Consider the following 25,060-nt stretch of genomic DNA (forward strand, 5'->3'; position numbering starts at 1 on the left):
CGACACCCACGGAACACCCGAGGACGGACGTGCGATGACTACCCCCGACCCCGCGACGCTCTCCGCCGCCGAGAAGCGCGCACTCCTCGCCGAACGCCTGCGCCGCAAGAAGGCCGCCCGGCCCCGCGAGCACCGGTTCCCGGCCTCCTTCCCGCAGCAGCGGATGTGGTTCCTGGACCAGCTGACGCCGGGCGACACCGCCTACAACGTCTGCGGCGCCACCCGGATCCGCGGCCCGCTCGACCTGGACCTCTGGCGGCGCGCCGTCTCCGCGATCGCCCGGCGCCACGAGGCGCTGCGCACCACCTTCCGGGCGGTGGACGGCGAGCCGGTCCAGGTGGTCACCGAGGGCGCCGAGCCGGGCTTCGCCGTCGTGCCGTGCGAGCACCTGGCCGGGCCGGACGGCGAGGACGGCCTGCACGCCCTGGCCCGGGAGGAGTTCGCCCGCCCGTTCGACCTGGCCACCGGCCCGCTGGTGCGGATGCGCTTCCTGCGGCTCGCCGCCGACGAGCACGTCCTGCTGCTGACCATCCACCACATCGCCGGCGACCTCTGGTCCACCTCGGTGTTCCTGGACGAGCTGGTCACGCTCTACGGCGCCTACGCGGGCGGCACCGAGCCCGCGCTGCCCGAACTGCCCATCCAGTACGCCGACTACGCGGTCTGGCAGCGCAAGCGGCTGGACGGGGACGGCGCCCGCGCCGACCTGGAGTACTGGAAGCGGACGCTCGACGGGGCCCCGGCCGCCCTGGAGCTGCCCACCGACCGGCCCCGCCCGCCGGTGCAGAGCACCCGCGGCGGCTCCCGCCCGTTCGCGCTCTCCACCGAACTGATGGACCGGGTCAGGGAGTTCAGCCGGGCCGAGGGCGTCACCCCGTTCATGACCCTGCTCGCCGCCTTCCAGGTGCTGCTGCACCGCTACACCCGGGAGGAGGACGTGGTCGTCGGCGTGCCGGTCGCCAACCGGGGCCGGCCCGAGGTCGAGCGGCTGATCGGCTACTTCGCCAACATGCTGGCGCTGCGCACCGACCTCTCCGGCGCGCCGTCCTTCCGCGAACTGCTGGGCCGGGTACGGCCGGTGTGCCTGGGCGCGTTCGCCCACCAGGAGCTGCCGTTCGAGCGGCTGGTGGAGGAGCTGCACCCGCGCCGGGACCTCTCCCGCACCCCGGTGTTCCAGGTCTCCTTCGTGTTCCAGAACATCGCGATGCCCTCCTTCGACGTGGCGGGCCTGCACCTGGAGCCGATCGAGGTGGCCGGCAGGACGGCCCGCTTCGACCTGGAGCTCCAGGTCTTCGACCGCCCGGAGGGCCTGAGCGGCCGCTTCGAGTACAACAGCGACCTGTTCGACGCGGCCACCGTCGACCAACTGGCCGGCCACCTGCGGCTGCTGGTGGAGCAGTTGCTCGCCGATCCGGACCGCCCGATCGGCGCGGTGCCGATGCTCGCGGCGGAGGAGGAGCGGCGGCTGCGCGCGCAGGGCGACGCCACCCGCCGGGAGTGGCCCGACCGGGCCCCGGTCCACCGCCTGTTCGCCGAGCAGGCCGCCCGCACCCCGGCCGCCGAGGCGGTGCGCTGCGGCGCCGAGGCGCTGGACTACGCGGAGCTGGACCGGCGCTCCGACCGGCTGGCCCGGCGCCTGCGCCGGCGCGGCGTGGGCCGGGACGTCCTGGTGGGCGTGTGCACCGAGCGCTCGGTCGACCTGGTGGTGGCGCTGCTGGCGGTGCTGAGGTCGGGCGGCGCGTTCGTCCCGATCGACCCGGAGTTCCCGCCGGAGCGGATCGCGTACATGCTGGCCGACTCCGGACTGCCGGTGCTGCTCACGCAGCGGCCGGTGGCGGAGCGGCTGCCCGCGACCACCGCCGAGGTGCTCCTTCTGGACGAGCTGGACGAGCCCGAAGAGCCGGACGAGCCGGTCGAGTCGGACGAGTCGGACGAGCGGCTCGCCGCCGAACCGGCCGGGGACCCGGCGGTGGCCGAGGAGGACCTCGCCTACGTCATCTACACCTCGGGCTCCACCGGACGCCCCAAGGGCGTCCAGGTCCCGCACCGGGCGCTGGCCAACTTCCTGCGCTCGATGCGGGAACGGCCTGGCCTGACGGCCGAGGACACCCTGCTCGCCGTCACCACCCACTCCTTCGACATCTCGCTGCTGGAACTGCTGCTGCCGCTGGTCACCGGCGCCCGGGTGGTGGTCGCCGAGCGCGCCGCCGCCGCCGACGGCGAGCAGCTGTCCCGGCTGCTGGCCGCCTCCGGGGCGAGCGTCGTCCAGGCCACCCCGTCCACCTGGCGGATGCTGCTGGACGCGGGCTGGCCGGGCGCGCCCGGGTTGAAGGCGCTGGCGGGCGGCGAGGCGCTGCCCGCCGAACTGGCCCGGCGGCTGCGGGCCTGCGGCGTGGACCTGTGGAACATGTACGGACCCACCGAGACCACCGTCTGGTCGGCGGTGGCCGAGGTCGGGGACGGGCCGATCTCGATCGGCGCGCCGATCGCCAACACCGAACTGCACGTGCTCGACGAGCAGGGCCGGCTGACACCGCCCGGGGTACCCGGCGAGCTGTACATCGGCGGCGCCGGCCTGGCCCGGGGCTACCTGGGCCGGCCGGAGCTGACCGCCGAGCGGTTCGTCCCGCACCCGTTCGGGGCGGGGCCGCAGGACCGGCTGTACCGCACCGGGGACCTGGTGCGCCGTCGGCTGGACGGCGGCATCGAGTTCCTCGGGCGGCTGGACCACCAGGTGAAGGTGCGGGGCTTCCGGATCGAGCTGGGCGAGATCGAGAGCGAGCTGGCCCGGCGGCCCGAGGTCGGCCACGCGGTGGTGACGGTCCGGGAGGACGTCCCCGGTGACCAGCGGCTGGTGGCGTACGTGGTGCCGGCGGCCGACGGGGGCGCCGGCCCGGCGGAGGAGTGGCCGGACCAGGTCGAGGAGTGGCGCCGGATCTGGGACACCGCCTACGACGGCCCGGAGGACGGCCCCGCCCCTGCCACAGCCCCTGCCACAGCCCCCGCCGCCGGAACGCCCGGCATCCCCGCCGAGGACCTGCGCGGCTGGAACAGCAGCTACACCGGGGAGCCGATCCCGGCCGGGGAGATGCGCGAGTGGGCCGACCGCACCGCCGATCGGGTGCTCGGCCTGCGCCCCCGCTCGGTGCTGGAGATCGGCTGCGGGACCGGCCTGATCCTCCAGCGGGTCGCGCCGCGGGTCGAACGCTACTGGGGCACCGACATCTCCGAGGTGGCCCTCACCGGTCTGCGCGAGGTCGTCGACGGCGCCGGTGACACCCTCGGCGAGGTCGCGCTGCACCTCTGCGCGGCCGACCGGCTCGACCGGCTGCCCGAGCGGCTCTTCGACGTGATCGTGCTCAACTCGGTGGTGCAGTACTTCCCGGACGAGCGCTACCTGCTGCGGGTGATCGAGGGCGCGCTGCCCCGGCTCGCCCCGGGCGGCTCGCTGTTCCTCGGCGACATCCGCAGCCTGCCGCTGCTGGCGTCCTTCCACCTGTCGGTCCAGCTCGCCCACGCCGAACCGGGCCTGCCGCCCGCCCAGGTGCTGGCCCGGACCCGCCGCCGCCTGGCCGAGGACCAGGAACTCGTCATCGACCCCGCCCTGTTCACCGCCCTGCCGAGCCGCTTCCCCGCCGTCCGCGAGGTCCGGGTGCTGCCCAAGCGAGCCGCCACCGCCAACGAGCTGACCCGGTTCCGCTACGACGTCGTCCTCACCACCGCCCCGGCCGACCTCACTCCCGAGCCGGTGGAGGCCGAGCCGCTGGACTGGGCCGCCGAGGGTCTGACCGTGGCCGCGCTGCGCGAGCGGCTGGCGACGCGCCGGCCCGCGCTGCTCGCCGTCCGCGGCGTGCCCAACGCCCGGCTCCGCGACCTCGCCGACACCCTCGGACGGCTCGACAACGGCGCCGAACCGCCCGCGGACCGGCCCGGGGCCGTCGACCCCGAGGAGCTCTGGGCCCTCGGCGAGGCGCTCGGCTACCGGATCGACCTCGACTGGTCCGAGCACGGCCCGGACGGCGCGCTCACCCTGCTCGCCCGCCGGTCCGACACCGACGGCGGGCCGACGTCCCGCTTCCCGGGCGCCGTCCGCCCGCCGGCGGCCGAACCGGACTGGGGCAGCCTCGTCAGCGGCACCCGGCGCCGGCTCACCCGCCGGCTCGTCCCGGCGCTGCGCTCCGCCCTCGCCGAGCGCCTGCCCGGCTACATGGTCCCCTCGGCGTTCGTCCTGCTGGACGCCCTGCCGCTGACCCCCAACGGCAAGACCGACCGCAAGGCGCTGCCCGCTCCCGACGGCGACCGCCGCGACCTCGACGCGGTGTATGTCGCCCCGCGCGACGAGCGCGAGGAGGCGCTCTGCGCGCTGTTCGCCAAGGTGCTCGGGGTGCCGGCGGTCGGTGTCCACGACAGCTTCTTCGACCTGGGCGGCCACTCGCTGCTCGCCACCCGGCTGGTCTCCCAGATCCGGGCCGCCCTGGGCGCCGAGGTCCAGGTCCGGGCGCTGTTCGAGACCCCGACGGTGGCCGGACTGGCCGGCCGCCTCGCCGCCGACGGCCCCGACCGGGCCCCCGCGGCGGCCCGCCCGGCCCCGGCCCCCGAGCCCCGGCCGGCCGAACTGCCGCTGTCCTTCGCCCAGCGCCGGCTGTGGTTCCTCGACCGGCTGGAGGGCCCCTCCGCCACCTACAACATCCCGATGGCGGTACGGCTGACCGGCCCCCTGGACGCCGACGCCCTGCGGGCCGCGCTCGCCGACGTGGTGGAGCGGCACGAGGCGCTGCGCACCGTCTTCCCCGACACCGGCGGGGTGCCGCGCCAGCACGTCCTCGCCCCGGCCGCCGCCCGCCCGGTACTGACCGTGACCGAACTGCCGGAGACCGCCGCAGCGGCGGCCGTACGCGCCGCCGCACGACACCGCTTCGACCTGGCCCGCCGGATCCCGCTGCACGCCGAGCTGCTGGTGCACGGCCCGCAGCGGCAGACGCTGGTCCTGGTGGTGCACCACATCGCCGCCGACGGCTGGTCCGTCGCCCTGCTCGGACGCGACCTGGCCACCGCCTACACCGCGCGCCTCGCCGGCCGCCCGCCGCAGTGGGCGCCGCTGCCGATCCAGTACGCCGACTACACCCTGTGGCAGCACCGGCTGCTCGGCGGCCAGGACGACCCGGGCAGCCTGCGCAACAGCCAACTCGCCTACTGGCGCGAGGCCCTGGCCGGACTGCCGGAGCGGATCGCACTGCCCGCCGACCGGCCGCACCCGGCCTCGGCCACCCACCGCGGCGGCACGGTCGCCCTGCGCTGGGACACCGAGCTGCACACCGCCGTCGCCGCGCTCGCGCGCCGGCACGACGCCAGCGAGTTCATGGTCGTGCACGCGGCCCTGGCCGCCCTGCTGCACCGGCTCGGCGCCGGGGACGACATCCCGGTCGGCGCGACCGTCGCCGGGCGCACCGACGCCGCCACCGAGGACCTGGTCGGTTTCTTCGTCAACACCCTGGTGCTGCGCGCCGACCTGTCGGGGGCGCCGAGCTTCCGCGAGCTGCTGGCCCGGGTCCGCGAACGCGGCCTGGACGGGTACGCCCACCAGGACGTCCCGTTCGAGTTCCTGGTCGACGCGCTGCGCCCGGCCCGCTCCACCGCGCACCACCCGCTGTTCCAGGTGCTGCTCGCCTGGCAGAACGTCCCGGACGCGGTGCTCGGCCTGCCCGGTGTGGCCGAGGAGGCCGTGCCGGTGGACAGCGGCGGGGCCCGGATGGACCTGGTGTTCTCGCTGACCGGCCGCCGTTCCTCCGTCGACGGCGCGCCCGCCGGGATCGACGGCGTGGTGGAGTACAACGCCGACGTCTTCGACCCGGCCACCGTGGAGCTGCTGGCCGAACGCCTGCGGCGGATGCTGGTGGCGGTGTGCGCCGCACCGGACCGCCCGGTCGCCGAGGCCGAGCTGCTCTCCCCCGACGAGCGGCACCGGCTGCTGTCCGACTGGGCCGGGACCGCCCCCGCCCCCTCCTCGGGAAGCACGCTGCCCGCGCTGTTCGAGGCCCGGGCGGCCCGCACCCCGGACCGGACCGCCGTCGTCGACCCCGGGCGGGAGCTGACCTACGCGCAGCTGGACGCCGAGGCCAATCGGCTGGCCCAGCTGCTGATCGCCCGCGGCGCGGGCCCGGAGCGGCCGGTCGCGGTGGCGCTGGGCCGCTCGGCCCGGTCGGTGGTGGCCATGCTGGCCGTGGTCAAGGCGGGCTCCGCCTACCTGCCGGTCGACCCGGACTACCCGGCGGCGCGGATCGCCTTCCTGCTCGACGACGCCCGTCCGGTGCTGCTGCTGACCGACGGCGGGTCGGCCGCCGCGCTGCCGGCGGGCGAGGTCCCGGTGCTGCGGCTGGATCTTCCCGAGGTGCTCGCGGAACTCGCCGCCCGGCCCGCCGTCGCGCCGACCGACGCCGACCGCGCCGAGCCGCTGGCCCCGGCGCACGCGGCGTACATCATCTACACCTCGGGTTCCACCGGCACCCCCAAGGGCGTGGTGGTCACCCACACCGGCATCCCGGGCCTGGTCGCGGCGCAGGCCGAGGGCTTCGGGCTGGACGAGCACAGCCGGGTGCTGCAGTTCGCCTCGCCGAGCTTCGACGCCTCGGTGGCGGAGCGCTGCGACGCGCTGCTGACCGGCGCCGCGCTGGTGGTCGTGCCCAAGGAGGAGCTGCTGCCCGGCGAGCCGCTGACCCGGACCTGCGAGCGCTACGGCGTGACCAATGTGACGCTGCCGCCCAGTGTGCTGGCCGCCGTGCCCGAGGGCGGGCTGCCCGCCGGGCTGTCCCTGGTGGTCGCGGGCGAATCCTGCCCGGCGGCGCTGGCGGACCGCTGGTCGGCGGACCGGCGGATGGTCAACGCCTACGGGCCGACCGAGACCACGGTGTGCGCCACCCTGACCGGACCGCTGGCGCCCGGCGCCGGCGCCCCGCCGGTCGGCCGCCCGATCGCCGGCGCCCGGGTGTACGTCCTGGACGAGGGGCTGCGGCCGGTGCCCGCCGGTGTGCCCGGCGAGCTGTTCGTGGCCGGCGCCGGCCTGGCCCGCGGCTACCTGGGCCGGCCCGGGCTGACCGCGCGCCGCTTCCTGCCCGACCCGTTCGGCGCGCCCGGCACCCGGATGTACCGGACCGGGGACCTCGTCCGGTGGCGGGCCGACGGCCGGCTGGACTTCCTCGGCCGCACCGACCAGCAGGTGAAGATCCGGGGCTTCCGGATCGAACTGGGCGAGATCGAGTCCGCGCTGTCCGCCCGCCCGGACACCGCCCGGGCCGTGGTGACGGTCCGGGAGGACCGGCCGGGGCAGCGCGCCCTGGTCGGCTACCTGGTCCCCCGGCCGGGGGCGGCACCGGACCCGGCGGAGGTGCGGGCGGCGCTCGCCTCCGAGCTGCCGCCGTACCTGGTCCCGGCCGCGGTGGTGGTGCTCGCCGAGCTGCCGCTCACCGCCAACGGCAAGGTGGACCGCGACCGGCTGCCCGCCCCCGGCTTCGCCCCGGGCGCCGGGTCCGGCCGGCCGCGCACCCCGGTCGAGGAGACCCTGTGCGCGATCTTCGCCGAGGTGCTCGGGCTGCCCGAGGTCGGTACCGGGGACGGCTTCTTCGACCTCGGCGGTGACAGCATCCAGGCGATCCAGGTGGTCTCCCAGGCGCGCAGCGCCGGGCTGGTGATCGGTGCCCGGGACGTCCTCGCCCACCAGTCGGTGGCCGCGCTGGCGGCCGTGGCCGTCCCCGCGGACGGGGCGGCCGGGCCCGAGGACGACGGCGTCGGTACCGTCGGGCCCACCCCGATCACCGAGTGGCTGCGCGAACTGGACGCCCCGACCGGCGAGTTCAGCCAGGAGGCGGTGATCGCCGTACCGCCGGCCGGCGTGCTGGACCTGCCGCGGCTCACCGCCGCGCTCCAGGCGGTGGTGGACCACCACGCCGTGCTGCGCTCCCGGCTGACCGTGGGGCCGGAGGGCCGCTGGGGGCTGGAGACCGGCCCGGTCGGCTCGGTGCGGGTCGCCGACCACCTGGTCCGGACGGACGCGGCCGGTGCGGACCCCGAGCGGCTGCGGGCGCTGACCACCGCCGGGGCCGCAGCCGCACGGCGCCGACTGGACCCGGCGGCCGGGGTGATGCTCCGGGCGGTCTGGCTGGACGCCGGGGAGCACACGCCCGGCCGGCTGCTGCTGGTCCTGCACCACCTGGTGGTGGACGGGGTCTCCTGGCGGATCCTGCTGCCGGACCTCCGGGCCGCCGGCGAGGCCGTCCTCGCGGGCCGTCCGGTGCGGCTGGCGCCGGTCGGCACCTCGGTGCGCCGCTGGTCCGAGCTGCTGGCCGCCGAGGCCGCGGCCCCGCACCGGCTGGCCGAACTCCCCGCCTGGCAGCGGCTGCTGGCCGGGACCCCGGCGCTGCTGCCCACTGCCGGGACGGCCACCGGCACCAGTACCGGCACCAGTACCAGCACGAGCACCGGCACCGGGCGGCTGGTCCTCACCCTCCCGCCCGAGGACACTGCCGCGCTGCTCGGCACCGCCCCCGGCGCCTTCCACACCGGCGTGCAGGAAGTGCTGCTGGCCGCGTTCGGCATCGCCCTGGAGGAGTGGCGCCGCCGCCGCTCACCGCTGGACCCGCCGGCCGACGGCGTCCTGGTCGCCGTGGAGAACCACGGCCGCCAGGAGGACCTCGCCGACGGCGTCGACCTGTCCCGCACCGTGGGCTGGTTCACCAGCGTCCAGCCGGTCCGGCTCGCCCCCGGCCCGCTGAGCTGGCCCCGGGTCACCGAGGCCGGGGCCGAGCTGGCCGCCGCCGTCGTCCGGATCCGGGAACAGCTGGCCGCACTGCCCGGCGACGGCCTCGGCCACGGGCTGCTGCGCCGGCTCAACCCCGCGACCGCCCCGGCACTGGCCGAACTTCCCTCCCCCCAGGTCGCGTTCAACTACCTCGGGCGTTTCGCCGACGCCGGCCCGGACACCCCCTGGGCACCGGTCACCGCCGACGCGGCGCTCGCCCTGGGCGACCCGGACGCCCCGGTCGGCCTGCTCACCCACCCCGTGGAGCTCAACGCCGTCACCTACGACAGCCCCGACGGCCCCCGGCTGGCGGCCGGCTGGACCTGGGCGCAGGGCCCGCTGACCGAGCCCGAGGTGCGCGAACTGGCCGAGACCTGGTTCGCCGCGCTCAGGGCGGTCGCCGGCTGCGCCGCCCTGCCCGGCGCAGGCGGTCCGCCGCCCGCCGGGCCCGCCGTCCGCCGGCGCCCCCGGGCCGCCCGGGCCGACGGCCTGGTGCCGTCGGCCGACCGCACCCACGGCGTGCCGCTGTCCTTCGCCCAGCTGGACATCATGCACCAGCCCGTCGATCCGGAGTCCTCGCACCACAACGTCATCACCGCGACCGTCCTCACCGGCACCCTCGACCCGGCGGCGCTGCGGGCGAGCCTCGACGCGATCGTGCACCGCCACGAGGCGCTGCGGACCAGGATCGTCGGGGACGGACCCGGCGACTGGCGCCAGTTCGCCGACCCCGTCGGCGGCTGGCCGCTCGCCACCGTCGACCTGCGCGAGGAGCCCGCCGCCGGCAGGCGGGAAGCGGTGCGCCGACTGGTCGCGGCCGAGGTGGACCGCCCGTTCCGGCTGGCCGAGGGCCCGTTGGTGCGGGGCACCCTGATCGCCACCGCCCCCGGCGAGTGGGTGCTGGTGCTGGTGCTGCACCACATCGTGGTCGACCTGTGGTCGTACGCGCTGCTCGGGCGCGAGCTGGGCGAGCTGTACGCGGCCCGGGTGCTGGGCCGCGAACCGCGGCTGCCCGCGCCGGCCGTCCAGTACCCGGACTGGGCGGCCTGGCAGCGGCGGCGGCTGGCGGACGGCGTGCTGGACGAGCACCTCGCCCACTGGGAGCGGCTGTTGGCGGACCTGCCGGCGCTGCCCCGGTTCGAGGCGCCGGAGCACCAGCGGGCCGAGGCCGTCACCGGGTACACCAGCGGCTTCGTACTGGAGCCCGCGATCGCCTCGGCCCTCAAGGAGGCGGCGCAGCGCGAGGGCGTGACGCTGTTCATGCTGCTGCTGACCGGCTTCCACCTCCTGCTGCAGAGCTACGCGCGGGGCGGGGCACCGGACGGGGTACCGGGAGAGGAACCGGCCGGTGACCTCGCGGTCGGCTTCCCGCTGGCCGGCCGGGAGCATCCGCAGACCGAGCGGATGATCGGCTTCTTCATCAACCCGGTCGTGGTCCGCCCCCGCCCGGCCGCCGACGCGACCGTCCGCGAACTCCTGACCGCCGTCCGGGCCGGCGTCCTGGACGCCCATCTGCACCAGGAGGTCCCGCTGCGGCAGCTGCGCAAGGACGCCGGGGAGGACCACAACCCGCTGCGGCTGCTGTTCAACCTGCTGAACGTCGCCGGCGATCCGCTGGACCTGCACGGCCTCACCGCGGCGCCGCTGAGCCTCGACGTCGGCGACGCGGAGGTGATCCCCGAGCTGGTCACCGAGATGCGCCCGCACAACGCCGACCTCTACCTGATGATGCACGAGTCCGAGGCCGGACTGCGCGGCCTGTGGCTGTACTCGCCGGACCGGATCGACCCGCGGTCGATGGCGGCCATGATGCGCCAGTGGCCTTTCGTGCTGGAGCTGCTGGCCCACCGGCCGGACCTCCCGCTGGCCGAGCTGCGGCGCCGCGTCCGCGACCGCCCGACGGCCTGAGCCTCCGACGGCCTGGACCCCCGACGGCCTGGGCCTCGCCGGACCGACCGCCCCTCCCCCGCCTCCCCGACCCGAAAGGCCCTCGATGAACCGGACCGCCAACCCCGTCGCGCTGATCACCGGCGGCACCCGCGGCATCGGCCGCGCCACCGCCCTGCGGCTGGCCGAGGACGGCTACGACATCGCCCTCTGCTACAGCACCGACGCCGAGTCCGCCCGCACCCTGGAGAAGGAGCTGCTGGACCTCGGCCGCGCCGCCTACGTCCGCCGGACCGATGTCGCGGACGCCGAGGCCGTCCGCGACCTGGTGGACGGCGCCGAGGACGCGCTCGGCCCGATCACCGCGCTGGTCGCCTCGGCGGCGATCCTCCGCGACGCCCCGCTGCTGCTGATGGAGGACCAGGACTGGCAGGACGTGCTCCAGGTCAACCTCAGCGGCGTCTACCACGCCTGCCGGGCGGTCGTCGACGGCATGGTGCTGCGACGGCACGGCACCATCGTCAACCTCTCCTCCGTGGCCGGGATCTGCGGCAACGCCGGGCAGACCAACTACGCGGCGACCAAGGCCGGCATCATCGGCTTCACCCGCTCGCTCGCCCAGGAGGTCGGCCGCTACGGCATCCGCGCCAACGCGGTCGCCCCCGGCTACATCGACACCGACCTGGTCGCGCAGCTGCCCGAGGAGGCCGTCGAGCGGTCCCTCGAACAGGTCGCCCTGCGGCGCCTCGGCCGCCCGGAGGAGGTCGCCGACCTGGTCGCCTTCCTCCTGTCCGAGCGGGCGAGCTACCTCACCGGCGAAGTCCTCCGGATCGACGGCGGCTTCCGCTGACCCGGCCCGCTTCCCGACCGCCCCGCCCACCCCTGGAGCCCCCGTGCGATGGACCGTCCTGGTCAACGACCAGCAGCAGCAGGCCCTCTACCCCGCCGACCGTCCCGCCCCCGCCGGCTGGCACCCCACCGGCTTCACCGGCACCGAGGAGTCCTGCGCGGCCCATGTGGACGCGACCTGGCCCGACCTCCGCCCGCTTGCACCGCGCGCCCAGGAGTCCTAGGTTCTGTCCGGCGGATCTTGACAGGTCACAGCGCAGTACGCTGGGACGGTGCTGCTCCCCACCGTCCCACGCACCCGACTGCGTTCCGCCGATCAGCCGGCTATCGACACGCCATTCGGCCCGCTGACCTTCACCACGACCATCGGGAACACCGGCCTTCCCCTGCTGCCCGATGAGCTGTTCGAACTGTCGAGGGGTCGCATGGTTGCCCGCTGGGTCCATCCTTCGGCCCACGTCGAGCTGCTGCTGACCCCGTGGGATCCCGAGCTCGACCCCGAGCACTGGGGGCCGCTGATCGACTGCCGCGCGGCGGTCTGGAGGATCGATGCCCTCACCCCGATCGAGCGGGTGAGGTTCTCGGCGGAGCTGCCGGAACGGCTTCCGGAGGGAGCCGACGCGCAGTGGGACGGTGGGCAGGCGCTGGCCGCGATCACGGTGGAGGACGACAACATCCGGCTCACCGTCGGTGGTAACGACGAGGAGGCGATCTGTGGGGCGGCCGCCGAAGGCGAGGTACCGCGGCGGTGGGCGGCGCTGAGCGGGGAGGTGTACGACCGTTCGTTCACAACGTGGGGGGTGGACTTCGGACACCATCACGGCATGTCCTGGACGCTGCCTCCGCTGGAGGCGGGTGACCACTGTGAACTCCCGGTGGTGGCCGCCTGGGCCCCGGCCACGGACGAGACCGAGAACACCTGGTCCGCCGTCATACCATCGCCAACGGTGCTGCTGCGGCAGGTCACTGCCGAGCTGACGAAGCGGGCTGACGCTCCGGACGCGGGCTGATCAGGGTCTGAGCCAGAGGCGTATTGACGCGACGATGACGGTGCCGTGGAAGACGTAGGCGCGCTTGTCATACCGCGTCGCGACGGCCCGTGAGTGCTTAAGTCGGTTGATCGTGCGCTCGACCTCGTTCCGGCGCTTGTACATCTCCTTGTCGAAGCCCGCGGGCCGGCCTCCTCGGCTGCCGCGGCGCCGGCGGTCGGCCCGCTGGTCCTTCGGCTCCGGGGTGGTGTGCTTGATCTGGCGTCTGCGCAGGTAGCGGCGATTGCGGCGGGAGCTGTGGGCCTTGTCGCCGCCGAGGTGGTCGGGGCGGGTGCGCGGATGGCCGCCGCCTGGGCGCTTGACCCTGATGCGTTCCAGGACCGGGATCAGCTGCGGGCTGTCGCCCCACTGACCGGGCGTGATCAGCATGGCCAGTGGACGGCGGCCGCCTTCCCCGGCAAGGTGGATCTTGGAGGTCAGACCGCCACGGGACCGGCCGATTCCCTCGTCGGGGCGGTGCTGCCGGGGCGTTGATTTCCGCTTCGGGATACGGGGTGTTCTGCGCGGTGCACCGGCAGCGTGCCGGTGGGCCCGGCACGAGGTGGAGTCCACGCTCACCATGCTCCAGTCGATGCGCCCCTGAGAGTCGGCCTCGGCCTGGACGCCCTGGAGGATCCTTTCCCAGGTGCCGTCCGCCGACCACCGACGGTGGCGCTCGTACACGGTTTTCCAGCTACCGAACCGCTCCGACAGGTCCCGCCACGGGACGCCCGTGCGGACCCGGAACAGGATCCCGTCGATCACCGTCCGGTGATCAGTCCACCGTCCACCGCGGCGCCCGGTCTTCGGCAGATGTGGTGCCAGTCGCACCCACTCGTCGTTCGTCAGATCGCCCCGCCCCACGACCAACACAATGGGCCACGCGAGGCGATCACATGATCCGCCGGACAGAACCTAGCGCGCCGAACCGTTCGGAAACTTTCCTAACCAAATCCATTGACCCCGCGGCCGGGGACCCCGATTCTGTGAGACACCCGCCGCGGGGCGTCGTCGTGCGCCGCGGGCGGCCCTCCACCTCCCCCTGACCTGCCGTCAACCCCGTGCACAGGACCGACGAAAGCGAGTTGGCATGCGCAAGACCATCGGAGTCCGCCTCACCGCCCCGCTGCTGGCCGCCCCCCTCGGTCCGGCCGCCCTCCTGCTGGCCCCGGTGGCCTCCGCCGCGGCGGACCCCACGGCCACCGACCCGGCCGCCGTGGCCGCGCCCGGGATGGCCGCCGCGCCGTACGAGTACCTCGGCTGGGGCAACCCGCAGAAGCCGACGGACGTGATGAAGGCGACCGGCGTCAAGTGGTTCACGCTGGCGTTCATCCTCTCCGACGGCGGGTGCAACCCGAAGTGGGACGGCAGCCGGCCGCTCACCGGCGGCTCCGACGAGGCCGCGATCAAGTCGATCCGGGCGGCCGGCGGCGACGTGGTCGTCTCGGTCGGCGGGTGGAGCGGCAACAAGTTGGGCGAGAAGTGCTCCAGCGCGAGCGCACTGGCCGGCGCCTACCAGAAGGTCATCGACGCCTACCGGCTCAAGGCCTTCGACATCGACATCGAGAACACCGAGTTCGGGAACGCGACGGTCCGTCAGCGGGTGGTCGACGCCTTGAAGATCGTCAAGGCGAAGAACCCCGGCCTCGTCACCTACATCACCCTGGGCACCACGCCCACCGGCCCCGACGCCAACGGCAAGGACCTCATCAAGCGCGGCGCGGCGGCCGGCCTCGCCAACGACGGCTGGGTGGTCATGCCGTTCGACTTCGGCGGCCACAGCGGCACCATGGGGCAGGCCTCGGTCGGCGCCCTGGAGGGCCTCAAGGCGGCGGTCAAGAGCGCCTACGGCTACAGCGACGACGCCGCCTACCGGCACATCGGGGTGTCCTCGATGAACGGGAGGACCGACGAGGCCGGCGAGACCGTCACCACCGCCGACTTCCGCACCCTGCTCGGCTACGCCCAGCAGCACCACCTCGCCCGGTTCGCCTTCTGGTCCGTCAACCGCGACCGCGCCTGCGGCTCGGGTACCGACGCCGACGCGTGCAGCGGCGTCGCGCAGTCCCCGTACGAGTTCACCCGGATCGTCGTCCAGTACCAGGGCTGAGACCCCTCGGCCGGGGGCGGCGGTCACTCCACCGGAGCCGCGCCCCCGGACACCGGCCACCGGCCACCGGACCCGGCGAGCGGACCGATCGATCGGTTGATTCTCTTGCCGGATAAGCCAGTTGACGTATCTTCCGCTTCGGATCCCCCTCGATCGTTGACGACCGGCCGTCCGGAGGATTGGCTTCCCGGAAAGCCCGCCACCGGGAGGGATCCCGGCCGGGCGACCTGAGGGGAAGCCTTGATGACACGTACCAGCCGGACGTCCCGCAACCGATGGCTCGCGGGCGGCGGAGTGCTGGCCGCGGCCGCCGTGATCGCCGCCACCGCCGCCCCGGCCCAGGCCCTGGCCCGGCCGGTGGCGCGCGGTACCGTCCAGATCAGCACCGGGGTGAACGGCACCGCGCCCGACGGACAGTCGTCCAGCCAGGGCATCAGCGCCGACGGCCGCTACGCCCTGTTCACCTCCTGGGGCACGAACCTGGTGGGGCAGCCCGGGAAGGGCGGGCGCGACGCCTATGTGACCGATCTGCGCAACGGGCGCACCGAGCGGGTCAACCTCTCCGACGCGGACGAGCCGCTGAACGGCTTCACCGAGTACGTCGCGATCAACGCCAACGGCCGTTACGTCGCCTTCGACAGTGAGGCCGAGGGCGTGGCCCCCGGCGCACGGGTGGCCGGGCGCGACGAGGTGTACCTGCGCGACCGCTGGACGGGGCGCACCGAACTGGTCAGCGGCAGCGCCGCCGGGACCGACACCGACCAGTACCACGCCTCCTACGCGCCCTCGATCAGCGCGGACGGCCGGTACGTGGCGTTCGTGTCCTCCCGGACCGACCTGGACCCGACAGTGGTGGACACCGAGCCCCCGGCCACCGGCACCGACCCCGCGCTGGCCCGGCCGTACACGTGGAAATACAACGTCTACCTCACCGACCGGCGGACCCACACCACCCGGCTGGTCTCCCGGGACGTCGACGGCAAGCCGGGCGAGAGCCTCTCGGTGCACCCGACGATCAGTGCGGACGGCCGCACCATCGGCTTCTCCTCGCTCTCGGCGCTGCTGCCGGAGGACCAGCCGACCGCGGCACCCGCCCCCGCCGACGTGGAACCGACCCCGGGCGCCGCCGAGGCCGCGCGCCGGATCACCCCGCCGGGGGCGGCGCAGTCGCTCGCCTCCCATCCGACCTCCGCCGTCTACTACGTCTACGACGTGCCCACCGGGCGGCTGACCCCGGTGAGCACGGGCACCGACGGCGTCCTCGGCAACTCCAGCTTCGCGGCGACGATCAGCCCCGACGGGCGGCGCGCGATCTACACCCTGGCCGAGCCCGGCGGCTCGACCCACGGCCACCGCTACCACACAGTGCTCCACGTCCGGGACCTGCGGACGGGCACCGTGACCAAGGTGAGCGGCGGCCTGCCGGGTACCAGCTCGGTCGGTTCCTCGGACCACGGCTCGATCACCGCCGACAACCGCTGGCTCTACTTCGAGTCCGCCGCCGACAACCTGGTGGCCGGCCCGCAGCACGCGGACTGGGACGTCTACCGCCAGGACCTGCGCACCGGCCGCACCGAGCGGGTCTCCACCGCGCCCGGCGGCTCGCTCGGCAACGGCTCGTCGAGGGAACCCTTCGTGGACGCCGCGGGCCGCGCGGTGGTGTTCGGTTCGACCAGCCGCAACCTGGTGGCCGGCACCGACGCTCCGGCGGCCGAGGACTCCCAGGTCTTCGCAGCGTCCGCCGGGCACCACCGGGGCGACGGCGACGACCAGGGCGAGAACGAGGACGGCTGACGGGCCGGAAGGACCGGTCAGTACGGGCCCGACCGGCCGCAGAGGCCGGTCGGGCCCGTTGCCGTGGGGGCAGGAACGAGGCCGCCCTGCGCCCTGCCACCCGACCCCGACCCCGACCCGACACGCCGACCGGGCGACGGCCTGCTTTGCGATTAATAATGCCCAGTATTAATCTTGGGCCCATGGCAAGGACGTCGGCGGGCCACGAGACCCGCGAGAGGCTGCTTCGGGCGGCGGAGGAACTCTTCGCCACCCGGGGTGTGGAGGGCTCGCTCACCAAGGACATCGTCCGGCTGGCCGGGCAGAGCAACCCGTCCGCCGTGCAGTACCACTTCGGCTCCCGCGAAGGGCTGCTGGACGCGATCATGGCCGCCCGGCAGGAGCGCACCGAGCGGGCGCTCGCGCCGAGGCTCCCCACCCTGGCGGAGCAGGACCTCCCCGGACTGCTCGACGCCCTGGTCACCGCCGAGGCCACCGAGCTGCGCACCGAGCAGGGCCGGCACTGCCTGCGGATCTCGGCCCAGGTCAGCCACGACAGCGGTGTCCGCACTCGGACCCCGCACCCCACCCTCGCGGGCGGCGGCTACTGGCGGCTGATCGCGCTGGCCGAGCAGCGGATCTCCGGCCTGCCGGAGCCGGTCCGGCTGGAGCGGCTCGACCTCGCCCTCACCCTGGTCGGCGCGGCGCTGGCCGACCGGGCGCGGCAGTACCTCACCGGGTCCACCCCCCTGACGGACGAGGAGACCTTCCTGGCCGACCTGGTGACGGTGTCCGCCGCCATGCTCTCCGCCCCCACCCCTTCGAGGAGCACCTCATGAACGACCTGACCGGCAAGACCGTCATCATCACCGGCGGCGCCCGCGGCCTCGGCGCCGAGGCCGCGCGGCTGGCCGTCGCCGCCGGCGCCAATGTGGTCGTCACCGACGTCCTGGAGGACGACGGTCTGGCCACCGCCGCCGAGCTCGGCGAGCGGGCCCGGTTCGTGCGGCACGACGTGACCTCCGAGGAGGACTGGCAGCGGGTGGTGGACCACGCGGTGGCGGAGTTCGGCGCGGTGCACGGCCTGGTCAACAACGCGGGGATCTCCACCGGCACCCCGCTCGCGGACGAGAGCGTGGCGTACTTCCGCAAGGTGCTGGACGTCAATCTGACCGGGGTGTTCATCGGCATGAAGACCGTCGTCCCGGCGATGCGCGCGGCCGGCGGCGGCTCGATCGTCAACATCTCCTCGGCGGCCGGCCTGATGGGCCTCGCCCTGACCGCCGGTTACGGCGCCTCCAAGTGGGGTGTGCGCGGCCTCAGCAAGATCGGCGCGGTCGAGCTGGGCACCGACCGGATCCGGGTCAACTCGGTGCACCCGGGCATGACCTACACCCCGATGACGGCGGCGGTCGGCATCCGGCAGGGTGAGGGCAACTACCCCAACACCCCGATGGCCCGCGTCGGCGAGGCGTCGGAGATCGCCACCGCCGTGGTGTACCTGCTGTCCGACGACGCCTCCTACGTGACCGGCGCCGAACTCGCGGTGGACGGCGGCTGGACCACCGGGCCGACCGTCAGGTACGTCATGGGGCAGTGAGCCGGGCGCTCCCCCGAGCGACTCCCGCGCGCCGCGCCCCGGGAACGTTCCCGAGGCCGCGGCGCGCGGCGGTCCGCCACCCGTTGCCCGCCGGGCTACCGCGCCCCGTCGAGCAGGACCGGGAGTTCGCGGTGCCCGTTGGAGATCAGCGACTCGACGGGCCGCAGCTCGGCGCCCGGGGCGAGGGCGAGGTCCGGGAACCGCTCGAAGAGCATCCGCAGGGCGGTCGCCCCCTCCAGCCGGGCCAGCGGGGCGCCGATGCAGAAGTGCGGGCCGTGGCCGAAGGCCAGGTGGTCCTTGACCGGGCGGGTGACGTCGAAGACGGCGCCGTCCTCGCCGTAGCGGACGGGGTGGCGGCCGGCGGCGGCGTACGAGGCCAGGATCGGGTCGCCCTTCCGGAGCACCACCCCGCCGGGCAGCTCGATGTCCTCGACGGCGTAGCGCAGCGGCAGGTGCGCCACGGGGGCGTCACGGCGCAGCGCCTCCTCGACCACGTCGCCCCAGCCGACCTTGCCGGCCCGGACCAGGGCGAGCTGCTCCGGGTGGGTGAGCAGCGCGGCGATGGCGTTGTCGATCAGGTTGACGGTGGTCTCGTAGCCGGCCGAGACGACCAGCAGCAGGGTGTCGCGCAGTTCCTCCTCGGTCAGCGCCGAGGCACCGGCGGTCCTGTCCGGCCCGTCCTCCCCATCGGGCCCGCCCTCGCCGTCCCCGGTGTCGCGGGCGGCGATCAGCAGCGAGGTCATGTCGTCGGCGGGCTCGCGGCGCTTGGTGGCGATCAGCTCGTCCAGCATGCCGTAGAAGGTCGTCAGGTTGGCGACGGCCTCCGCTGCGGTGCGGGTGGTGTCGAAGACCCGGTCGACGGTGGTGCGGAAGCTGTCCGTGAGGGAGTCCGGGAGTCCCAGCAGCCGGGCGATGACCTGGATCGGCAGCCGGTAGGCGAGGTGTTCGCGCAGGTCGACGGGGGTGCCGGCCGGCATCGCGGCCAGGTCGTCCAGCAGCGTCCGCGTCAGCTGCTCGACCTGTCCGGTCATGGCGTTGATCCGGCGGACCGAGAACGCGGTGCCGACCAGCCGGCGCAGCCGCCGGTGCTCCGCGCCGTGGGCGGTGAACATGTTGCGGGCGGCCACCCAGATCGCCAGCGGCCAGGTGGGGACGACCTCGGCGAAGTCCGGCCAGTGCTGGAGACCGTCCTTGGACACCCGGGGGTCCTTGAGCAGTTCCTCCAGCAGCTCCGGGTCGGCCACCGCCCAGGCCCGCACCCCCAGGAGGTCGACGGGCGTCGCCGGACCGCGCTCGAACAGCTCGGCGGTCTCGGCGTCGCGGTCGCGACCGGTCGGGTCCAGCACGAGTCGTTCCACGGGGGCTCCTTCGGTCGGGTGACGCAGGCGCGCGGCGGTCGGGCCGCGCACGGGACCGAGCATGCCGCCGCGCGCCGGTCACGTCGAGAGGGCCTGTGCGGCAAGGGCATTGACGGAGCATCAGCTTGAACGGCTCCTGGGTGCCGAAAATCAGGTGGCGACCGGAACCCCCGCTGTTAGAATTCCGGAGACCGTTGATCTTTCCTCGAGGAGACCGGACATGGTGGTGGACGAGGACATCTCCGGGTGATCACCCGGAGCCGACAGGCCGCTCGCCGGTGCATCGAAGCACCGCTGCCGCGGCCCGCTCGTCATCCCCTCCTTCCCTCTGTCCGGCACCCGGGCGGGTGTGTCCTCCCCCGCCCCGTCACTCCACGAGGTCACCGCCATGTCCGGCGCTTCCGTCGTCTGCACCAACCTGTCCTTCTCCTGGCCCGACGACACCCCCGTCGTCCAGGACCTCTCCTTCGCCGTCGGCCCCGGCCGGACCGGCCTGGTCGCCCCGAACGGCAGTGGCAAGAGCACCCTGCTCCGGCTCCTCGCCGGTGAACTGCGCCCCTCCGCGGGGTCGGTGACCGTCGACGGCGTGCTCGGCCACCTCCCGCAGACCCTCCCGCTCACCGCCGGGCTCACCGTGGCCGAGGTCCTGGGCGTCGCCGACGTGATCCGGGCCATCGACGCGGTGGAGTCCGGGGACGTCGACGAACGGCACTTCACCACCATCGGCGAGGACTGGGACATCGAGGAGCGCACCCGCGACCGGCTCGCCCGCCTCGGCCTGGGACACCTCTCCCTCGACCGCGACCTGGGCACCCTGAGCGGCGGCCAGATCGTCTCGCTGGGCCTGGCCGGCCAACTGCTGCGGCGCCCCGACGTCCTGCTGCTCGACGAGCCCACCAACAACCTCGACCGCGACGCCCGGCACCGGCTCTACGACGCGCTGGACGACTTCCACGGCTGCCTGCTGCTGGTCAGCCACGACCGCGAGTTGCTCGACCGGACGGACCGGATCGCCGAGCTCGACCGGGGCGCGCTGCACTTCCACGGCGGCAACTTCACCGCGTACGAGGAGGCCGTCCGGGCCGGGCTGGAGGCCGCGGAGCGCACTGTCCGCAGCGCCGAGCAGGAGCTGAAGCGGGAGAAGCGGGAGCTGCAGCAGGCCCGCGAGCGGGCCGAGCGACGGCAGAGCAACGCCGCCCGCAATCTCAAGAACGCCGGACTGCCCAAGATCTTCGCCGGCACCATGAAGCGCGGCGCCCAGGAGGCCGCCGGCCGGGCCGGCCAGGTGCACGCCGGCCGGGTCGGCGAGGCCAGGGCGCGGCTGGACGAGGCCGGCCGCGCGCTGCGCGAGGAGCAGCGGATCGTGGTGGAGCTGCCCGACACCCAGGTGCCCGCCGGACGCACCCTGTTCCTCGGCGAGCGGCTGCGGGTCCGGCTCGGCGGGCGCGAGCTGTTCGCCGCCCCCGGCGTCGACCTGACCGTGCGGGGCCCGGAGCGGATCGCGCTGACCGGGTCCAACGGCTCGGGCAAGAGCACCCTGCTGCGGCTGCTCGACGGGAGCCTGCTGCCGGACGGTGGCACGACCCGGCGGGCCGAGGGCCGGATCGCCCGGCTGTCGCAGCGGCTGGACCTGCTCGATCCGGACCGCACGGTCGCCGAGAACTTCGCCGCGTTCGCCCCGGAGCGGCCGGAGGCCGAGCGGATGAACCTGCTGGCCCGCTTCCTCTTCCGGGGTCCCGGCGCCCAACTGCCGGTCGGGCTGCTGTCCGGCGGCGAGCGGCTGCGCGCCACCCTCGCGTGCGTCCTGTGCGCGGACCCGGCGCCGCACCTGCTGCTCCTGGACGAGCCGACGAACAACCTCGACCTGGCGAGCGTCGGCCGGCTGGAGAGCGCCCTGACCGCCTACCGGGGCGCCTTCGTGGTGGTCAGCCACGACGAGCGGTTCCTGGAGCGGATCGGGGTGACCCGCCGGCTGCACCTGTCCGACGGCGGGCTGCGGGAGGCGGCGGTGCCCACCACGCCCTGACCGGCCGCCGCCACCGGCCCGGGGGCCGGGGGCCGGGGGCGCCAGGGTCCGGGGCCGGGGCTGCCGGGGGGGCCGAGGGCGCCGGAGGGACGACTACCGGCGAGTACGGCGTGGGCGGCGCGGCGGCCCGGGGACGCTGCTCCGGATCGATGCGCATCCGCGCCGAAGACCGGGAGCCGTCCATGCCGCCGTCCGCCCCGCCGCCCGATCCGCAGCCCGACCGCCGCGGCCCCGCCGCCGCCGAGCCCGCGGCCGAGCGCACGACCGCGCCCCCGGCCGAGCGCCGGGGGCTGCGGCGGCTCGGCGAGTGGTGCGCCCGCCACTCACTGCTGGTCATCGTGCTGTGGATCGTGGCGCTGGCCGCCGTCCAGACGGCGAACAAGACGGTCGGCGGCGACTACTCGGACGACTTCTCGCTGCCCGGCTCCCAGGCGCAGCAGGGTCAGCAGGTCCTCCAGGCGCACGTCCCGGCCGCCGCCGGCACCAGCTCCCAGGTGGTGCTGCACGACGCCCAGCCGCTGACCGGCTTCGCCCCGCAGGTGTCGCAGGCGGTCGCCTCGCTGTCGCAGCTGCCGCACGTGCTGAGCGCGCAGAGCCCGCTGCCGCCGGCCGGGCAGCCCGCCCCGCCCGACGGGCCGCTGGCCGCGGACGGCCTGACCGGCTACATCACGGTCCGCTTCGACACCAACCCCACCCTCCTCGACCCGGACTACCTGGCCGGTGTGGACACGGCGGTGGCCCCGCTGCGGGAGGCCGGCGTCCAGGTCGAGTACGGCGGTCCGCTGGGCGAGCTGGCGCAGCCCGACCCCGACGACCGCCTCAGCGAGGTGATCGGCTTCGCGGTGGCGATCGTCGTGCTGCTGATCGGCTTCCGCAGCGTGATCGCGGCCGGGCTGCCGCTGGTGACGGCACTGTTCGCGGCGGTGGTCGGCCTCGGCGTGCTGGGGCTGATCGCGGCGCTGTCGACCTTCGCGACCGTCGCGCCCACCCTGGCGACCATGATCGGCATCGGGGTCGGCATCGACTACGCGCTCTTCCTGCTCACCCGGCACCGGCAGAACCTGATGGACGGGGTGGATCCGGTGGCCTCGGCCGGACAGGCGGTGGCCACCAGCGGCCGGGCGGTGCTGGTCTCGGGCTGCACCGTGATCATCGCGCTGTCCGGGCTGTCGGTGTCGGGCATCTCCTTCATGGCCAAGCTCGGGGTCGCCGCCGCGGTCACCGTGGTGTCGGCGGTGCTCGGCGCGCTCACCCTGCTGCCGGCGCTGATGGGACTGATCGGCCGCCGGATGGACCGGTTCACCGTCGGCCGCCCGATCGCCGAGAGCAACGGCGAGGCGGGCGCGGAGACCGGGGTCTGGCACCGCTACGCCCGGCGGGTCGAGGGGCGCCCCTGGTGGTACCTGATCGCCGGCGTGGTCGCGCTCGGGATCCTCGCGATCCCGCTGTTCTCCATCCAGCTCGGGCACATCGGGGACGGCGCCGACTCCACCGACTTCACCGACCGGCGCGCCTACGACCTGATGTCCGAGGCCTTCGGTCCAGGCTCGAACGGCCCGCTGACCGTCGTGGTCGACCAGAGCGCCGTCCCCGCCGAGGACCGGCCGGGCGTCCAGGCCGCCGTCCAGCAGTCCCTCACCGGCCTGCCGGGCGCGGCGAGCGTCGGCCCGCCGCAGCTCAGCCCGGACGGCGTGGTCCTGTTCAGCACCGTCGTCCCCAGCACCTCACCGCAGGACCGGGCCACCACCGAGCTGGTCGACGACCTGTCGGACACCGTGCTGCCGGACTCGGTCACCGGCACCGGCGCGAAGACCTACGTGACCGGCAACACCGCCGCCCAGGTGGACTTCCTGGACATCGTGTCGAGCCGGCTGGTCCCGATCATCGCCGTGGTGGTCGGACTCGCCTTCCTGATCATCCTCGCCGTCTTCCGCGGCCTGCTGGTCGCCGTCAAGGCCGCCGTGCTCAACCTGCTGTCGATCGCCGCCTCGTACGGGGTCCTGGTGGCGGTCTTCCAGTGGGGCTGGGGCGGCCCGGCCCTCGGGGTGAACGGCACGGTCCCGATCGAGAGCTACGTGCCGATGATGATGTTCGCGATCGTCTTCGGACTGAGCATGGACTACGAGATCTTCCTGCTCTCCCGGGTGCACGAGGCCTGGCTGCGCACCGGCCGCAGCCAGGACGCCGTCGCGCACGCCCTGGAGATCACCGCCCGGGTGATCTCCTGCGCCGCGCTGATCATGGTGAGCGTCTTCGCCGCCTTCATCGTCAGCGACAACATCGTGATCAAGATGATGGGCCTCGGTCTGGCGGTCAGCGTCCTGGTGGACGCCACCATCGTCCGCCTGCTGCTCGTCCCGGCCGTGATGACCCTGCTCGGCCCGGCCGCCTGGTGGACCCCCCGCTTCCTCGACCGGATCCTCCCCCACATCGACGCCGAGGGCGGGGGCGAGAGGGTCTAGGGTCCGTCCCCCGGGGCCGCCTCCCGACGGCGGGGGGCGGGCCCAGGGGCGTCGGTCACCGCGACCCGGGGCAGGGCGTACGGGTGATGGTCCCGCAGGTACCCGATCAGGTGCTCGCGCAGCTGGCAGCGGAGTTCGAAGGCGTCATCGGCGTTCGCGGCCGTGGCGAGGGCCCGCACCACGATGGTGGTGGCCGTGGTGTCGACCACCTGGAGGGCGCTGCCCTCGCCGTCCCACAGCGGGTGCCCCGACAGGAAGGCGTCGAACTCCTCGCGCAGCGTCCCGACCGGCGCGTGGTGGTCCAGGTGGAGCAGCGCCGTGCCGGTGATCCGGCTGGTCCGGCGGGACCAGTTCTCGAACGGACGGCCCACGAAGTACGACATCGGCATGACGATCCGCCGCTGGTCCCAGGTCGCGATCACCACCGCCGTCAGCGTGATCTCCTCCACCGTCCCCCACTCGCCCGCCACCACGACCACGTCACCGATCCGGGCCAGGTCCCCGAACGCCATCTGGACACCGGCGAAGACGTTGCCGAGCGTGCTCTGGGCCGCCACGCCCGCCACCAGACCGACCAGGCCGGCGGAGGCGAGCAGACTCGTCCCGACGCCGCGCACCGCCGGGAAGGTCATCAGGATCGCGCCCAGCGTCGCCAGCGCCACGACCGCCTGGCAGATCCGGCCCAGCAGATCGGCCTGGGTCCGCGCCCGCCCGGCCCACGCCGGGTCGCGGCGGTGCACGGCGATCCGCACGGTGCCGTCCACCAGCAGCGCCACCACCCGGGCACCCAGCCAGCCGCCGGAGGCGATCGCCAGGATCACCACCAGGTGGCGCAGCGCGTCCCGGGCGGCGGGCGGCGCGTCGATCCACGGCAGCGCGCCGAGCAGGAGCAGGCACGCCGTCAGCGCCAGCGACGGCCGCCGGCACCGGGCCAGCACGCCCGGCACCCCGACCGGGCCGCCCGCCCCGTCACTGGCCCCGTCACCGGCCCCGTCACCGGCCCCCGACCGCCGCGCCACCGCGCGCGCGACCCGGTCCAGACCGTACGCGAGCAGCACCGCCGCGAAGGCCGCCACCGCGAGTCGTACCGGACTCCACCCCATGTCCCGCTCTCCGTCCGCTCGCACCGACCGGCCCGCCGGGCCACCGCGCCCGGTCCGCCATCCCGCCTTTCCC

Annotated in this window: 13 protein-coding genes; 10 read left to right on the plus strand and 3 right to left on the minus strand. The window is 74.7% G+C overall.

The window, feature by feature from the left end; translation table 11 throughout:
• Window positions 1-34 precede the first annotated feature (34 nt).
• The 4 genes from SM793_RS12645 to SM793_RS12660 all read left to right on the plus strand — a co-directional run bounded on the left by SM793_RS12645 (window position 35) and on the right by SM793_RS12660 (window position 12,537).
• Window positions 35-10,699 carry a non-ribosomal peptide synthetase gene (locus SM793_RS12645; protein ID WP_320438229.1) on the plus strand — a complete coding sequence of 3,555 codons (10,665 nt, stop codon included), beginning with the start codon at window positions 35-37 and terminating at the stop codon, window positions 10,697-10,699.
• An 85-nt stretch (window positions 10,700-10,784) separates the two neighbouring features.
• Complete coding sequence (gene fabG / locus SM793_RS12650; protein ID WP_320438230.1) at window positions 10,785-11,528, plus strand: 3-oxoacyl-ACP reductase FabG; 744 nt, start codon at window positions 10,785-10,787, stop codon at window positions 11,526-11,528.
• Between the two features lie 43 nt (window positions 11,529-11,571).
• Window positions 11,572-11,751: an MbtH family NRPS accessory protein gene (locus tag SM793_RS12655; RefSeq protein ID WP_320438231.1), complete on the plus strand. Its 180-nt coding sequence runs from the start codon at window positions 11,572-11,574 to the stop codon at window positions 11,749-11,751.
• A gap of 48 nt (window positions 11,752-11,799) precedes the next feature.
• On the plus strand, window positions 11,800-12,537 hold the full coding sequence (locus tag SM793_RS12660; RefSeq protein WP_320438232.1) for a hypothetical protein: 738 nt from the start codon (window positions 11,800-11,802) through the stop codon (window positions 12,535-12,537).
• On the opposite strand, the gene SM793_RS12665 is transcribed toward SM793_RS12660, so the two are convergent.
• Window positions 12,538-13,419: an IS5 family transposase gene (locus tag SM793_RS12665; protein ID WP_320438233.1), complete on the minus strand. Its 882-nt coding sequence runs from the start codon at window positions 13,417-13,419 to the stop codon at window positions 12,538-12,540. It abuts the gene before it with no gap.
• Window positions 13,420-13,645: 226 nt separating this feature from the next.
• Here SM793_RS12665 and SM793_RS12670 point away from each other — a divergent pair, with 226 nt between their 5' ends.
• The 4 genes from SM793_RS12670 to SM793_RS12685 all read left to right on the plus strand — a co-directional run bounded on the left by SM793_RS12670 (window position 13,646) and on the right by SM793_RS12685 (window position 18,038).
• On the plus strand, window positions 13,646-14,665 hold the full coding sequence (locus tag SM793_RS12670; RefSeq protein ID WP_320438234.1) for a chitinase: 1,020 nt from the start codon (window positions 13,646-13,648) through the stop codon (window positions 14,663-14,665).
• Between the two features lie 243 nt (window positions 14,666-14,908).
• Window positions 14,909-16,459 (plus strand): hypothetical protein, encoded by a 1,551-nt coding sequence (locus tag SM793_RS12675; protein ID WP_320438235.1) that lies wholly within the window; start codon window positions 14,909-14,911, stop codon window positions 16,457-16,459.
• Between the two features lie 182 nt (window positions 16,460-16,641).
• Window positions 16,642-17,277, plus strand: coding sequence for a TetR/AcrR family transcriptional regulator (locus SM793_RS12680; protein WP_320438236.1), 636 nt, complete (start codon window positions 16,642-16,644; stop codon window positions 17,275-17,277).
• Window positions 17,274-18,038: a glucose 1-dehydrogenase gene (locus tag SM793_RS12685; RefSeq protein WP_320438237.1), complete on the plus strand. Its 765-nt coding sequence runs from the start codon at window positions 17,274-17,276 to the stop codon at window positions 18,036-18,038. Before SM793_RS12680 ends, SM793_RS12685 begins: the two co-directional genes overlap by 4 nt.
• A 95-nt stretch (window positions 18,039-18,133) precedes the next feature.
• On the opposite strand, the gene SM793_RS12690 is transcribed toward SM793_RS12685, so the two are convergent.
• Window positions 18,134-19,396, minus strand: a complete 1,263-nt coding sequence (locus SM793_RS12690) for a cytochrome P450 (RefSeq protein ID WP_320438238.1) — start codon at window positions 19,394-19,396, stop codon at window positions 18,134-18,136.
• Window positions 19,397-19,784: 388 nt separating this feature from the next.
• On the opposite strand from SM793_RS12690, the gene SM793_RS12695 reads away from it, so the two are divergent.
• Both SM793_RS12695 and SM793_RS12700 read left to right on the plus strand, forming a co-directional pair.
• The gene (locus tag SM793_RS12695) at window positions 19,785-21,422 is read left to right on the plus strand and encodes an ABC-F family ATP-binding cassette domain-containing protein (protein ID WP_320438239.1); all 1,638 of its coding nucleotides are present in this window, start codon (window positions 19,785-19,787) and stop codon (window positions 21,420-21,422) included.
• Window positions 21,423-21,604: 182 nt separating this feature from the next.
• On the plus strand, window positions 21,605-23,884 hold the full coding sequence (locus SM793_RS12700) for an MMPL family transporter (protein WP_320438240.1): 2,280 nt from the start codon (window positions 21,605-21,607) through the stop codon (window positions 23,882-23,884).
• On the opposite strand, the gene SM793_RS12705 is transcribed toward SM793_RS12700, so the two are convergent.
• The gene (locus SM793_RS12705; protein ID WP_320438241.1) at window positions 23,881-24,987 is read right to left on the minus strand and encodes a mechanosensitive ion channel family protein; all 1,107 of its coding nucleotides are present in this window, start codon (window positions 24,985-24,987) and stop codon (window positions 23,881-23,883) included. The two genes, SM793_RS12700 and SM793_RS12705, sit on opposite strands and share 4 nt — an antisense overlap.
• Window positions 24,988-25,060: the final 73 nt, after the last annotated feature.

The sequence above is a fragment of the Kitasatospora purpeofusca genome, from assembly GCF_034043715.1.
In the GTDB taxonomy this organism is placed as follows: domain Bacteria; phylum Actinomycetota; class Actinomycetes; order Streptomycetales; family Streptomycetaceae; genus Kitasatospora; species Kitasatospora purpeofusca_A.

Bases quoted from the DNA above. Each gene is read 5' to 3' on its own strand.
- SM793_RS12700 (WP_320438240.1), top strand. From the start codon at position 21,605: ATGCCGCCGTCCGCCCCGCCGCCCGATCCGCAGCCCGACCGCCGCGGC.
- SM793_RS12675 (WP_320438235.1), top strand. From the start codon at position 14,909: ATGACACGTACCAGCCGGACGTCCCGCAACCGATGGCTCGCGGGCGGC.
- SM793_RS12670 (WP_320438234.1), top strand. From the start codon at position 13,646: ATGCGCAAGACCATCGGAGTCCGCCTCACCGCCCCGCTGCTGGCCGCC.
- SM793_RS12695 (WP_320438239.1), top strand. From the start codon at position 19,785: ATGTCCGGCGCTTCCGTCGTCTGCACCAACCTGTCCTTCTCCTGGCCC.
- SM793_RS12680 (WP_320438236.1), top strand. From the start codon at position 16,642: ATGGCAAGGACGTCGGCGGGCCACGAGACCCGCGAGAGGCTGCTTCGG.
- fabG (WP_320438230.1), top strand. From the start codon at position 10,785: ATGAACCGGACCGCCAACCCCGTCGCGCTGATCACCGGCGGCACCCGC.
- SM793_RS12685 (WP_320438237.1), top strand. From the start codon at position 17,274: ATGAACGACCTGACCGGCAAGACCGTCATCATCACCGGCGGCGCCCGC.
- SM793_RS12645 (WP_320438229.1), top strand. From the start codon at position 35: ATGACTACCCCCGACCCCGCGACGCTCTCCGCCGCCGAGAAGCGCGCA.
- SM793_RS12705 (WP_320438241.1), bottom strand. From the start codon at position 24,987: ATGGGGTGGAGTCCGGTACGACTCGCGGTGGCGGCCTTCGCGGCGGTG.